We start from the raw sequence: 12,901 nt of genomic DNA, 5'->3' as shown, positions 1-12,901 counted from the left end.
CAATCATAACGACTGCAGCATGAAAATCCTCATTACCGGCGGGGCCGGATTTGTCGGCTCCTCGCTGGCTATTGCGTTGAAGAAGAACTACCCCCAGTACACCATTTTTGCACTAGACAACCTCAAACGGCGCGGTTCGGAACTGAGCCTGGCCCGGCTCAAAGCAGCGGGTATTGAGTTTGTGCATGGCGATATTCGGAGTAAGGAAGACTTCGACAACATTCCCGCCGTAGATACCGTGATCGAAGCTTCGGCAGAGCCTTCGGTACTGGCTGGCCTCGATGGTACGCCCGATTACCTGATCAATACCAACCTGTTTGGTACGGTCAACTGCCTCAACTACGCGCTGAAGCACAAGGCGAGCTTTATCTTCCTGTCGACGAGCCGAGTGTACCCGATCAAAACCATTGAAACGCTCAATTTTGAGGAAGCCGATACCCGGTTTGTTCTGACCGACGATCAGCCGGTAGCCGGTGTTTCGAGCCGGGGTATTGCCGAGAACTTCCCGCTCGACGGTGCCCGGTCGCTGTACGGAACCACCAAGCTGGCTTCGGAGCTGCTGATTCAGGAATACAACGAGTTTTACGGCCTCAAAACGGTGATTAACCGCTGCGGGGTACTTACCGGCCCCTGGCAAATGGGCAAAGTAGATCAAGGCGTGATGGTGCTCTGGATTGCCAAACACTACTTTGAGCAGCAACTGGCGTATATCGGTTACGGGGGCACGGGCAAGCAAACCCGCGATATGCTCCATATCGACGATCTGTACCGCCTGATCGACTGGCAGTTGCACAACCTCGACGCCGTGAACGGCGAAATTCTGAACGCCGGAGGGAGCACAGAAAGCAGTGCCTCGTTGCAGGAGCTGACCCAGATTTGTCAGGAGGTAACGGGCAAAACCATCCCGATCAAAGCCGTGACCGAAAACCGGGCCGCCGACATTCGGCTCTACATCACCGACAACACGAAGGTGACGCAAATGACTGGCTGGAAACCCGAAAAAGGGATTCGGGAAATTGTGACCGACATTCACGCCTGGCTCGACGAAAACCGGGCCGCGCTGGAGCCTATTCTCAAATAAGGTAACGCATTGGCGTTAACCCAATGAAATAGCAGGGCGGTACAAAGTGCCGCCCTGCCTTTATTTTATCCCGATTTGGACCCACTTAACCCTTTTTCTTGCACTCCAAGGGTTTTCTTCGGAAGTTTGCGACCCTAAAACGTTTGTTTCGACACGCCAATGGATGGACTTTTTACCGCCCAAAACCTTATTAGCCTGCTCACGCTGACCTTTCTGGAAATCGTTCTGGGCATCGACAACATTATCTTTATCTCGATTGCGGCCAACAAGCTCGCCAAGCAGGATCAGCCGAAAGCCCGCAACATCGGTCTGGTACTCGCCATGATCTTCCGGGTATTGCTGCTGTTCGGTATTTCGCTGCTGATTGCCCTTTCGGAGCCATTTACCCACATTGATCTGGGTTGGTTCAAAGCCGCCTTTACCGGGCAGGCCGTTATTTTGATTGTGGGGGGCTTGTTTCTGCTCTACAAAGCCACCACCGAAATTCACCACAAGCTGGAAGGCATGTCGGAAAACGAATCGATGCCAACAGCCGGAAAGGCAACCATATCGAGTGTGGTTACCCAAATCGCCATTATCAACATTGTTTTTTCTATCGACTCGATTCTGACGGCGGTGGGGCTTACCCAAAACGTACCCGTCATGATTGCGGCCGTCGTGCTGTCGGTACTGGTGATGATGTTTTTCTCAGGCCCAGTCGGTAAGTTTGTCAACGAGCACCCTAGTATTCAGATGCTGGGCCTGGCCTTCCTGATCATGATTGGTTTCATGCTGGTGGCCGAAGGCGCTCACTTGTCGGAGTTTGTGATTTTCGACTCTCACATTGGCACTGTGCCCAAAGGATACCTGTACTTTGCCATTGCATTCTCACTGCTGGTTGAGTTCCTGAACATGCAGCTTCGGAAGAAAGCCCCACCGGTTCAGTTGCACGGATACGGCGAAGAAGCGCACAAAGAAGGTATGATTTAATTCTGGAGAAGGGAGAAGGGAAAAGGAAAAAAGCAATAAAGCCCTTTAGTCCTTTCCCCTTCTCCTTTTTCCCTTCTCCTTTTCCCCACTTGTCTCTAACGGATCAACTTCAGGACATTCTCAATAGCCTTGGCGGTTTTGGACCGGTACTCTGGCTCTGCCTTGCTTTTTCGGTAGGGCTGGTACTCGATCTGGTCATGTCACACCGGGTGGGTGCTGTACAGGCCCGGCGTTGGTTAGCTGGTCTCTCGGCCCTGAGCCTGCTGGTAGCAGCCGGCTGGACGTTGCTGACACCCGTTCGGGGATACTTGTTTTTGCACCTGTTGTTTCTCGACAATCAGGCGGTTTTTATTCAGATTGTAGTAGCCTTGACGGGCGCTCTGGTCATTGTCTACGACGCCTTTACTCGCCCCCCAACGCCCGAAGCCACCTACTCGCCCCTGCACCACCTGCTCATGGGGCTGATAATCGGGCTGTTTCTGCTGAGTACGTCGGTCAATCTGCTGGCTATGTACCTCAGCCTCGAACTGGTATCTATCAGCTCATACCTGCTGACTGCCCTAAGCCGCACACGCCGGGCGTCGGAAGGAGGCATTAAATACATGCTGTTCGGGGCTATCAGCTCGGCCGTCATGCTGTATGGTATGTCGCTTCTGTACGGCCTAACAGGCACCCTCGAAATCACCAGTACGGTTTTCACCGTAGAACTGGCCAAAAACAGCGGTTTTGTTATTGCCGTCGCGAGTCTGCTTACCCTTTCGGGTTTTCTGTTCAAGCTCTCGCTGGTGCCGTTTCACGTCTGGACGCCCGACGCGTACGACGCGGCTCCCCTACCCGTAGCAGCCTTCTTTTCCATTGCTCCCAAGGCTGGGGCTCTGCTGGCCCTTATGCGTTTGCTCACGGCTCTGCCGTTGGGTCAGTTTGTTGATATGCAAACCCCGCTGGCGGTGGTGGCGCTAGCCAGTATTACACTCGGCAACCTGTCGGCCTTGCGGCAAACCGACGCCAAACGGCTGCTGGCTTACTCGACCATTGCACACGCGGGGTTTCTGCTGGTGGGCGTAGTAGCACTGAGCGAAGCCGGTTTCGAAGCCGCTTTCTTTTACATGGCCACCTACCTGCCGATCAATCTGGCCGCCTTTTTCCTGATCGACCTGCTGGCCCGGCACCACGGTGGTAGCCTTCAGATTGGGCAGTTGGCAGGGCTTGGAGCCCGGTTGCCAGTATTGTCCATAGCCCTTACGGTGGTGATGCTCGCGCTGGTCGGTTTACCGCCAACCGTCGGGTTTACGGCCAAGCTGCTGGCGTTTTCGGCCCTGTACAATGCCTACGAGACTACCGGCAACGGCTGGTTACTGGCCCTGTTTACGGTTGGGCTGCTCAACGCCGTCGTATCGCTGGCATATTACCTGAAAATTCCATTTCTGCTCTTCTTCCGGCCATCTCAGGACTCATCGGTTACTAAACCTCTTCCGCAAACGGCCGTCTGGCTGGCTGTATCGCTCGCGGCATTGGTGGTCATTCTGTTCATTAACCCCGACCGGTTACTCAACCTGATTGCCGTTTTCTAAGGGACAATCAGTCAACTTGTATCACCACAAACGCAGGCCCATTTTCACTCATCAATTCGTGAGAATGAGTCTAATCCGTGTCATCCGCGTGCCCATTCGGTCACTTTAGCCAATTGAACGCGAATGGCGCGAATCAGACAGATGCACGCAATTCGCTGTGTCTCACAGTCAGGTACAGCTCTCGTCAGGAAAATAAGTATTAAATCACAGAAAAGCCCTCCCGGACAAATACAGGGGGGCTTTTTCTACGTATATACGGCCTAAACTATCAAAAGTGTAAGTAGTTATGCTTAACCAGCTTGTCCACCGAATAAGTCAACACTACCCGCACTCTGATTTTTTTATAAATTCACATTCACCTTTATAAACATCCTATCCACTATGAATAAACTTCTCCGTATCAGTTACTTATTGGGATTATCGGCTAGCGTTTCACTGCCAGCGGTCGCACAAATGGGTTTCAACTCGCCTTCGGGTGTGCGCCCAACGCAGGATCTGGAAATATATAGCCGGAATGGATTTGCCGTTCAACGCCGGTACCAGTACGCCAATGCCGATCCCAACGCCAGCATCAACAATCTGAGCTGTGCCAGCCCCGCGCCCGACCTGACCACTGCGGCAGGTACCCTGAAAGATCCGGCAGGCGACGGGAATTATTCAGCAAGTATCAATTGTGCTCAGAAAATAAGCGTACCAACTACCATCAATGGTGTGCCAACGGTTGGTATCGAGCTGATTTTCGACGACCTGGACACGGAACCGCTGGCCGATTACATCTCTATTCGGGATGCCAACGGGTTTGAGCAGTTATTTTCGGGCAATACGCCAACTCGCTACATTGTGTTGTCGTCAGAAGCCACAATCCGTTTCGTCACCAACAGCAATGCTACCGTTGGGCGTGGGTTTCGCCTACGGTGGCGAGCCCTGCTCGATGAGCCCTCTACCAGCCCGGCGCCCATTACGTTCGGAGCCGCCATGCAGTTCGATGTATTCCGTAGCTCGTTTAAGGCCGGTTTTGCCAATGTGAGCAGTGGATTCAACTCGTTGGCCCTTGGTTATTTCAACGTAGCCAGCGGAGCCAACGCATCGGTATTGGGTAGCAACAACATTGCCAGCGGATACGGCACCACCGTGATGGGTAGCGGCAACTCGGCCAACGGGTTTCTGGCCTCTACGATGGGCACACAGAACGTAGCCAGTGGCGATTACTCGTCGGCTATGGGTCGGCTCGTGTCGACTAATAGCCAAACGGGCTCGTTTATCCTTGGTGATGCCGACCCCAACAATAGCGGCCTGACTACCAGCACGGCGGCCAATCAGTTTACGGCGCGCTTTGCGGGTGGCTACCGGCTACTTACCACCAGCGGCACGAGCGCCAACGGAGCGGTATTGGCCCCTAATGCATCGTCGTGGGCTACTATTTCAGACTCGACCAAGAAAGAAAATTTCCGCCCGGTTGATGGAACCGGCCTACTCCAGAAAATCGGGGCTATGCGGGTAGGGACCTGGAATTACAAAGGGCAGGCGGGTATCAGGCACTATGGGCCAATGGCGCAGGATTTCTTCGCGGCCTTTGGGCATGACGGGCTCGGCACCATTGGGTGCGACACCCTGCTCGAAAACCACGATTTTACGGCCGTAACCTTTACAGCAGTACAGGCATTGATCAAGGAAAATGAGCAGTTGAAAGCCGAAATTGTCCGCCTAAAAGCCGATGCTGCCCGGGCCGACAGTCGGCTCAATGCACTCGAAAACGTACTGCTCAACAAAAAAGAGCGGGTGAGTGCCGTCCGGCGGAAGCGGTAATGGATAGTTTTTAACGGAGTAGGGGCACACCGGATTACCGGTGTGCCCCTATTTAAGTATTTAGGCGGAAGAAATGTAGAATGTAGAATGTAGAATGTAGAATGTAGAATGTAGAATGAAATAGCTGTTTGTCAGAAGATAAGCTACTTATTCATTGTGCATTTTACAGTATCCATTCACTTAGTTAAGTCCCTGTTTGAGCCGCCGGAGGTGCAGCATGAGATATTTCCAGCCCAACACCACACTATACAGGCTGGCTTGTGCCTGCCCCATGTGTTTGGCGCGGATCTGGTGCGACTCGGTCAGCGAACGCCACAGCCCCGAGCTGATGCCATTCATGTCGCATAGGCCCATATCCATGTCAACTACCTTCACGTTTTTCTTCTCTAAATACAGCATCAGGTTCAGCTCGTAGTCAGAGATAGCCCGCAGCGAGGTATCGTACCGGAAAGAATCGAAGAGCCGCCGGTTGTAGAAAGCCGCCTGATGGTGAATGAGGTTACTCACGAGCATAGCCTCCGAAAATGTCCCCATAAAGCGCCCCCCGTCGGTTTGGCGGATATTCCCCACCAGCACGTCGAGGTTGGGCATGAGCAGGGGCCCAACGCGCTCAAAAACACCGGGCAGCACCCGATCGCCCCCACTCAAGAAATAAATCCACTCGCCCCGTACTCGGTCAATTCCTTTGTTCATGGCGTCGTAGATCCCTTTGTCGGGCTCACTAATCCAGCGAACGCAGGGGTGATTATCCTGCCGGAGCCATTCGACCGAGCCGTCGGTGCTACCGCCATCAATTACGATGTGCTCATAGGCAACGCCCGTCTGCTCCCGCACGCTCATAATCGAGCGAACGAGGTCATCGCGGGCGTTCATCGCGATGGTTATAACAGATATGCGCGGTTTGTCCATTTATACCTTATAAAAGCCTTTGCGGTCGAATACCGTAGGCCAGAAAAAACGAAGAAATACCCCTAACTGTTTGGCAAACTTAGTCTGGTTATCAAGCTGATACAAAGGGGGTCGCCCCTGCCGCAGGTTCACCACCATTTTCCAGCCGAAGATGATCGGCACGAGCGAAATGTAGTGAAACATAACCAGCAGATAAGCCACTAAGCCGTACTGCTTGCGATACCAGAGCAGATTGGAAACGTGCATCTGCGTCCGAAACCGGTTGATATGCGACAGATCGGGCTGCCGGTAATCGTCCTGACTACCGTATTCAAGGTGAATGATGAAGGCATCGTGCAGGGTAAGCAGTTTGCCGGCCTTGCCGAGCCGGTTGCTCCACTCACTATCTTCACCATACATGAAAAAGCTCTCTTCCAGAGCGCCCACTTTGGCAATTACCGAGGGCCGGGTCATGAGACAGGCCCCCGACAACCACTGTACTTCGTCGGGCTCACTGTACACGGGATCGGGTATGAGCCGATGCACCAGTTTGAGCATAAAGGGGGTGTGGGGAAAAATAAAGAAATGCCGACGTAACTGCGAAAACGACGTAAAGATGGCGTGATGCACCTGCCGGTCGCGGTTAATCTGCATGGGGCAAACGGCCGCTACCTCCGGTCGGTTGTCCAGCACGTTCACTAACTGAGCCAGCACATCGTTGATGAGCAGGGTATCCGAATTGAGCAAAAAAACGTACCGACCTCGTGCATTCTCGATTCCGCGGTTGCTGGCCCGGCTGAATCCCGAATTATACCCCATATTAAACCAGCGTACTTCCGGAAATTCCGTTAAAACCTGGCTCTCACTATCATCGCCCGAGTCGTTGTCGACCACGAGCACTTCAAACGTGACCGCTTTGGTGTATTGGTAGAGCGTCTGCAGGCAATCACAAATCAGGCGCGGGGTTTTATAATTAACAATGATGACCGATACGTCTATCAAAACAAGTAGAGTTGACTGGTAAGACGACAAAGCTACAGCGGAATCTTTTTCGGCAATAATGACCGTTTGCTAAAAAGGCCCTAGCGCAACAGGCAGGGCTTTTTCGGTCTCATTTTTTTTGTTTACGGCCTCAACTAAGGTCCCTGATCCCTCCGCTTTTGGGCCAGTAGCACCTGTAAGTACCTGTTGGGCAGGACAACGTAAATATGCTCCCGGCCAGCATCAGGGATGTGGGGCAGGCAACCGGCTCAACCGTTCTTTCAGCTCGCGCAGGCGGGCCCGCTGCATGACAAACTCGGTTTTGCCGTCGGTCAGCCGAACAATGTACTTATCGTTCTCCCAGAATGAATAGTTTTTGAGGTATGCCAGATTGAGCAGCACCGACCGGTTGATCCGGTAAAACTGCTGCGGATCGAGTTCGGCTTCCAGTTCGCTGAGGGTTTTCCGAAGCTGGTATGTGCGCCCAGCCGTATAGGCCAGATAATTCTTGTTTTCGACTTCAATGTACCAAATGCCCCCTACCGGTACGAGGGTTTCGCCTTCATCGTCAGAGGCTTCCACAACAGATGGGTAAGCTGGTTGCGGACTGGTCGGTTCCATCGATTCAAGCGGTTCGCTCGCTGCCTGCCTACGTAGTCTGTCCAACTGCTCTTTCTGGTATTCGTTGTAGTCCAGAAACAGGTTCAGATTCACGAACCCGTACCCCACCAGCAGAAACGGCAACAGGTAGTTAGCATACATCCGCCCCGTGAAAAAGTACTCTGGGAAATACTGTGCCCAGCTATACACCGGAAAGAACACGGCTACGTACCGTAATGTGTTGGTGATAGGTCCAAACACCAGAATACCGCCCAGAAAGACCGGCAGTAGAGTTAGCTCGTACCGAAGCACCCCACCGAGCGTTGGTTCGATGCTCCGAATCCCGAGCACCCGCACGTACCAGAGCGTAAGCCGCACAAAAATAAAGACGGACACCAGCTCGAACAGATAATAGTAGCCCAGCAGCATTTTCAGGTAATGCCCCACATTACCCCGGCGAAGGGGTGCAAAGTCGCTTCCTTCGCTGCGCTGAAGCGTCATAAGCTGATAGAGCAAGATACCGATCAGCGTAAACAGCAGAAATACCTTCCACTGGCGCCGGGTGCGGAATGTTATCGGAATGCGGTTCGGCTCGGTCATTTCCAAAGGTAAAAATACAGCCGTATTTCGGGCAACTTTGACGGCATTTCACGCCAATTCAGGCGTACGAAAGCCTTATTTCGGGCGCTAAAGGCCGTATCTGACTCCAGGCCACTTGCCCTCCCGGCGGCTGGGCGCTTAGGTTTGCATCGTCGGCGGAGAAAGACAATCTACCCCGAAACAGCACAAACCAGCCATAAATCAACAGCCATGAGCCTCCTTAAATTTACCCTGCTTACACTCGTTGCGTACTGCCTCAGCCTTTTTTTCGCCCTCGCCCAAACCGGCCCCGCCCCTGAGCCGGTATCCGGGCGCGTTCAAACTGCCGACGGGCAACCGCTGGCATACGTTAGCGTCGGGATTCCGGGCACGCCCGTTGGCACGGTCTCAAACGAACAGGGGCTGTTTACACTCACGTTGAAACCGGGCAACAACCCAACCGATTCGGTCCGTTTTAGTCTCTTAGGCTATCATACGCTGAGCCTCCCACTGTCCGCTCTGCGGGGGCAGCGAACCCTCGTTCTGACCGAAAAAGCCGAGCAACTCGCCGAAGTCCGTGTACTGGCCACCACCAACAAAACCATTGGCAACCGTCGGATCCAGACTAATATGAAGACCAACCTGATGATTGAAGGCCAACCGAGCCAGAACCTAGGCTCCGAAGTAGGCCGACGGTTTAACCTGCCCAACAAAACCCATCTGATTACCCAATACCGGGCGTACATCCTGAGCAATTTTACGTCGGTTACGATGCGGATTAACCTGTACGAAGCCCGCACCATGCGGCCTCTCCTGACCCGGAATGTGTACGTAACGCTGCCTGCCAAACACAACGGCTGGGTGGACGTCGATCTGGAGCCGTATCGGATTGTAGCCAAAGGCGATGTGGTAGCAAGCGTACAATGGGTGGGCAGCGAAGGGAAAGGCACCTACCTGGCCCTGCCTATTTTGATGCCTGCTATGGCCACGCACCACTATCGGTATGGTAGCCAAAACCGCTGGAAAACCTTCCGGGGCATGAGCACCGCCATGACCCTCGAATTTTCCCGTATCAACGATGCCAACACGGCTCCCGAGTCCAACACGGTAGCCCGGCAATAGCCAAACGCATCTCCACCTGGTCGCACCAGACAACTAGCCTTATCAGCCATGAAAAAGCCCTTCACCGTTACCCTCGTGATCATCGGCACGGCAGCACTGATTCATTTCGGACGCCAGCCAATTATGACCGCCCTCGGCTACGATACCGCCCGTACTTACACACTGCTCGAATACACGGTTTACCGGTTGGTCTGGAACATCCTGATTCCAGCTCTGGCTCTCTCCATCTTACACGGCCCCCGCAAGGTTCTGGCCGAATTGGGCTGGCAGGCGAATCTACCCAAAGGGCTCGCCATGGGCGCTTTGTTCACGTTACCCATGCTTGTGGGTTTCGGGCTGGCCTTTACCCCCGTCGACCGGCCCGCTACCGACTTGCTGCTCAAGTTTTACACCGGTTCATTCTGGGCGGGGCTGGCGGAAGAGACCTTTTACCGGGCCTTTCTGTTCGGGCAACTATACCGCCACGGCCGCTGGCCATTCTGGCTGGCAGCCATGGCACAGGGAGTCTTTTTCGGGTTAACCCACCTGTATCAGGCAAGCGAGCCGGTGCAGGCTCTGGGCATCTTCGGCGTTACGGCATTAGGGGGCATCTGGTTCGCGTGGCTATGGACCAGCTGGCGCAACCTGTGGGTTCCGGTGGCAACCCATATCCTGATGAACGCCTGGTGGGGGTTCTTTGCCGTCGACAATACAGCGCTGGGTGGCTGGGTAGCCAATGGCTGTCGGGTGGCTACCATTGCCCTTTCAATCTGGATCACGGTCAGGATGTTGCGCCAACAGGGGCGCACGCTCCGGGTGGGGCAACGCGAGCCAGAAACCGGAGCCGTTGGGGTGTAGGTAAAGCATAATGGAATGAGTACTGTACTTGACCACACAGCGCCACCTGGATTAGCGAATTGAAATAAAGCCCAGGAAGGGGGTAGCCATTCCCTTTGACGAAACAACCCGGCTAAAACGAACCAAAAAACAAGTACATTATGGGCGATTTCTTGAACTCATCCCTACACTAAATCCCAACGCCATGAACCGCATTTTACTGGCCCTGATTATCTTCCAGGGAAGGCAAGCTTTTGCCCAGCAGCTCTGTGAAGTAACACAGGACGAAACCGGTCGAATCATCTCCACCTGCACAATCTACAATCAATCGCAGGTCTCGGGAGCTGTACCTTTCCCCAGTCATGCCCAGCGAAAGTATCTGGGCACCCGATACCTCACTTATCCGACCTGGGGCAAGGGAAAGATCCAAATCGATCCGGGAAGTCCCGAAATTCCCTGCGAGCTGGCTTTCGATATGGTTTCGAGCGATTTGCTTTGCAAACTTAACGGTGAGCTAACCGCCAATCACATTGCCCCTTACATGTTTGAGGTAGACGGCATGCGCTACTACCGGCAGAACACCTTACTGGCAGGACAAAAAGCCGCTCATATCTACACAAACCTATTACATACAGGCCCCACCCAGTTGTTGTTGAGTATGCAAAAAGTGCTGCTCGTAGAAAGCGTGCCTACCAATGGCTACACCAAAGTGAATGAGTTTGCCGGTACGTTTGCTCTCAAAAAAAACTATTTCGTTCAGAAAGGAGATGCCCGCCCTGAACTGATTGCCTTGACCAAAAGCGCTCTGCTGAAAGTCCTTTTCGAACAGGCCGATGCCCTTGCGAAATTTATCAGAACAGAAACCCTCACCGTTGATGAAGTAGCCCGCGTAATCATGTATTACGACGAACTAAATGCCGAAGCGAATAAAACAAAACCGGCCCTGAACGCCGAGCCGGTTTTTACCCAGTTTCTGCACGATAACATCGTTTACCCAAGTCAGGGCTGGCAAAACCAGTTGTACGCCCGCGTGTACGTAGGCTTCGACGTAAATTCGGCCGGGCGTCTGAAAAACATCACGCTGCTGAGCCCAACAAATGTTGGCTATGGCTTTGATTTGGCCGTTACGCAGGGGCTTGGAAAATACCTCAAGCTCAAACCTACCTATGCTGGCAGCTATGTTTTGCCAGTAGCGTTTACGCTCACCAACCTCAAAGACAGGCAGGCAGCCTACACGCCTATCAACAAACTGGACGAAAGTCGTTTGGGAAACCGTACCGTGCTGGAGGAGTTAGTGGTTCCGGTCACGATCAAAAAGTCCGTTGAAAAACCTCGGGAAATCTGGGGGTATTATAACTAATCGGCCAGAGGCAGTGTGGAGGGGTAGCCGAAAGCCAACCCCTCCACATGTATCTCAGTAACCAGCCGCTTGCCCGTCTTTGCGCGACTCGGTAGCCCCGTGGTAGACCTTGTTCTTCACATCGAGCATAATGGCCTGATACCCGCCGTAGCTACCCAACCCGTAACCGATTTTGTGGCCTTTACGCATCAGTTCGCGGATGGTTTCGTACGGGTACCCCGACTCCAGGGTAATCTCGCCCGCCTATCACACCAATACTCATAAACGACTACACCGCTTTGGATCGGCTACGGTCAGTTAAATAGTCAGGTTTGTGCCCAACAAGCCAAACACTTTATAGGAGAGACTTTTTAGTAAGACGGGTCTCGTCTGACAAGGCATAAATACCCCTGTTAAGTGGGTTGCGTAAAAATAAATTTTTCGTTATATATTATGTAACTATCTTTGTCTAATCAAACATTAACATCCTTTCACCGTGCACAAGCATCTATTTGCTTTCTGTTTGTTAAGCAGTCTTGTCTTATCATGCCAGCAGGACTCCCTAACCCCATCGCAGGACTCTACCAAACCTGAGCCTTATCTTGTTTTTCAAGGCTTCAACGTAGTAAAACCAGCCAATGTTCCTCTTGAAGTTTTGACTTTTAAGACTAACAAAGAAGTTGCACAGTTTCTGGGAACCATCCCCAAAAATTCGCCAAATGGGCGTGAAGCAGTTGCTTCTAAAGTTTACGACCCTGAATTATTCTACAGAGTAGTAGAAAAGGTAGTATGATTTGACAAAGCAGTTTGCAACAGCACATGAAAGAGACCCAAACGTTAACAATGGAAATCTTGACCCCAATAATATTGATACAGCGATGGACTTGCACAATAACGCGCAGGGAAGAAGCTACATGAAAAACAATATCAGTTGGGGGGTATTTGGACTGAGAAGTATGCCAAGTGAGAGTAGCATTAAAAACGACATGGCCAACCATTGTAATGATGATGTTAACCAGATTAGATACCTGACATCAGCGAGTGCCATTCTTGCTTTGACCTATGGCGATGTAAACGCTTTAGCTGACGCTAACTATGTGAGTTATCCAAACGCTGTAAGAATTCAGTAGTCGCAAAAGAGAGGAACTT

Annotated in this window: 12 protein-coding genes and 1 pseudogene; 9 read left to right on the top strand and 4 right to left on the bottom strand. The window is 52.6% G+C overall.

The genetic code is table 11. The features are described from left to right. The first annotated feature begins 19 nt into the window (after positions 1 to 19). The 4 genes from F5984_RS02405 (at position 20) to F5984_RS02390 (ending at position 5,427) form a co-directional block, all read left to right on the top strand. Positions 20 to 1,081 carry an NAD-dependent epimerase/dehydratase family protein gene (locus F5984_RS02405; RefSeq protein WP_152122449.1) on the top strand — a complete coding sequence of 354 codons (1,062 nt, stop codon included), beginning with the start codon at positions 20 to 22 and terminating at the stop codon, positions 1,079 to 1,081. A 159-nt stretch (positions 1,082 to 1,240) separates the two neighbouring features. Beyond that, positions 1,241 to 2,050, top strand: a complete 810-nt coding sequence (locus tag F5984_RS02400) for a TerC family protein (RefSeq protein WP_152122447.1) — start codon at positions 1,241 to 1,243, stop codon at positions 2,048 to 2,050. An 89-nt stretch (positions 2,051 to 2,139) separates the two neighbouring features. Further along, positions 2,140 to 3,621, top strand: a complete 1,482-nt coding sequence (locus F5984_RS02395) for an NADH-quinone oxidoreductase subunit N (RefSeq protein ID WP_152122445.1) — start codon at positions 2,140 to 2,142, stop codon at positions 3,619 to 3,621. Between the two features lie 381 nt (positions 3,622 to 4,002). Next, complete coding sequence (locus tag F5984_RS02390) at positions 4,003 to 5,427, top strand: tail fiber domain-containing protein (RefSeq protein ID WP_152122443.1); 1,425 nt, start codon at positions 4,003 to 4,005, stop codon at positions 5,425 to 5,427. A 180-nt stretch (positions 5,428 to 5,607) separates the two neighbouring features. On the opposite strand, the gene F5984_RS02385 is transcribed toward F5984_RS02390, so the two are convergent. The 3 genes from F5984_RS02385 to F5984_RS02375 form a co-directional block, all read right to left on the bottom strand. Continuing rightward, complete coding sequence (locus F5984_RS02385; protein WP_152122441.1) at positions 5,608 to 6,336, bottom strand: glycosyltransferase family 2 protein; 729 nt, start codon at positions 6,334 to 6,336, stop codon at positions 5,608 to 5,610. After that, positions 6,337 to 7,317 carry a glycosyltransferase family 2 protein gene (locus F5984_RS02380; protein ID WP_152122439.1) on the bottom strand — a complete coding sequence of 327 codons (981 nt, stop codon included), beginning with the start codon at positions 7,315 to 7,317 and terminating at the stop codon, positions 6,337 to 6,339. Between the two features lie 222 nt (positions 7,318 to 7,539). Further along, positions 7,540 to 8,496: a LytTR family DNA-binding domain-containing protein gene (locus tag F5984_RS02375; RefSeq protein WP_152122437.1), complete on the bottom strand. Its 957-nt coding sequence runs from the start codon at positions 8,494 to 8,496 to the stop codon at positions 7,540 to 7,542. A gap of 210 nt (positions 8,497 to 8,706) precedes the next feature. Here F5984_RS02375 and F5984_RS02370 point away from each other — a divergent pair, with 210 nt between their 5' ends. The 3 genes from F5984_RS02370 to F5984_RS02360 all read left to right on the top strand — a co-directional run bounded on the left by F5984_RS02370 (position 8,707) and on the right by F5984_RS02360 (position 11,773). Then, complete coding sequence (locus F5984_RS02370) at positions 8,707 to 9,597, top strand: carboxypeptidase-like regulatory domain-containing protein (RefSeq protein ID WP_152122436.1); 891 nt, start codon at positions 8,707 to 8,709, stop codon at positions 9,595 to 9,597. 48 nt (positions 9,598 to 9,645) lie between these two features. After that, the gene (locus tag F5984_RS02365; protein ID WP_152122434.1) at positions 9,646 to 10,434 is read left to right on the top strand and encodes a CPBP family intramembrane glutamic endopeptidase; all 789 of its coding nucleotides are present in this window, start codon (positions 9,646 to 9,648) and stop codon (positions 10,432 to 10,434) included. Between the two features lie 184 nt (positions 10,435 to 10,618). Continuing rightward, the gene (locus F5984_RS02360; protein WP_152122432.1) at positions 10,619 to 11,773 is read left to right on the top strand and encodes a hypothetical protein; all 1,155 of its coding nucleotides are present in this window, start codon (positions 10,619 to 10,621) and stop codon (positions 11,771 to 11,773) included. Positions 11,774 to 11,827: 54 nt separating this feature from the next. On the opposite strand, the pseudogene F5984_RS02355 reads toward F5984_RS02360, so the two are convergent. Next, a pseudogene (locus F5984_RS02355) lies at positions 11,828 to 12,016 on the bottom strand (gamma-glutamyltransferase); the annotation flags it as partial. Between the two features lie 232 nt (positions 12,017 to 12,248). Here F5984_RS02355 and F5984_RS02350 point away from each other — a divergent pair. Together F5984_RS02350 and F5984_RS02345 are read left to right on the top strand one after the other, a co-directional pair. After that, positions 12,249 to 12,545 (top strand): hypothetical protein, encoded by a 297-nt coding sequence (locus F5984_RS02350; protein ID WP_152122430.1) that lies wholly within the window; start codon positions 12,249 to 12,251, stop codon positions 12,543 to 12,545. 1 nt (position 12,546) lies between these two features. Next, entirely contained in the window at positions 12,547 to 12,882 is a 336-nt protein-coding gene (locus tag F5984_RS02345; RefSeq protein WP_152122428.1) for a DUF6973 domain-containing protein, read from the top strand. The last annotated feature ends 19 nt before the right edge of the window (positions 12,883 to 12,901 follow it).

The sequence above is a fragment of the Rudanella paleaurantiibacter genome, from assembly GCF_009184635.1.
Taxonomy (GTDB): domain Bacteria; phylum Bacteroidota; class Bacteroidia; order Cytophagales; family Spirosomataceae; genus Rudanella; species Rudanella paleaurantiibacter.
This window is presented reverse-complemented; position numbering and strand designations above follow the sequence as displayed.

Bases quoted from the DNA above. Each gene is read 5' to 3' on its own strand.
- F5984_RS02405 (WP_152122449.1), top strand. From the start codon at position 20: ATGAAAATCCTCATTACCGGCGGGGCCGGATTTGTCGGCTCCTCGCTG.
- F5984_RS02400 (WP_152122447.1), top strand. From the start codon at position 1,241: ATGGATGGACTTTTTACCGCCCAAAACCTTATTAGCCTGCTCACGCTG.
- F5984_RS02390 (WP_152122443.1), top strand. From the start codon at position 4,003: ATGAATAAACTTCTCCGTATCAGTTACTTATTGGGATTATCGGCTAGC.
- F5984_RS02385 (WP_152122441.1), bottom strand. From the start codon at position 6,336: ATGGACAAACCGCGCATATCTGTTATAACCATCGCGATGAACGCCCGC.
- F5984_RS02375 (WP_152122437.1), bottom strand. From the start codon at position 8,496: ATGACCGAGCCGAACCGCATTCCGATAACATTCCGCACCCGGCGCCAG.
- F5984_RS02370 (WP_152122436.1), top strand. From the start codon at position 8,707: ATGAGCCTCCTTAAATTTACCCTGCTTACACTCGTTGCGTACTGCCTC.
- F5984_RS02365 (WP_152122434.1), top strand. From the start codon at position 9,646: ATGAAAAAGCCCTTCACCGTTACCCTCGTGATCATCGGCACGGCAGCA.
- F5984_RS02360 (WP_152122432.1), top strand. From the start codon at position 10,619: ATGAACCGCATTTTACTGGCCCTGATTATCTTCCAGGGAAGGCAAGCT.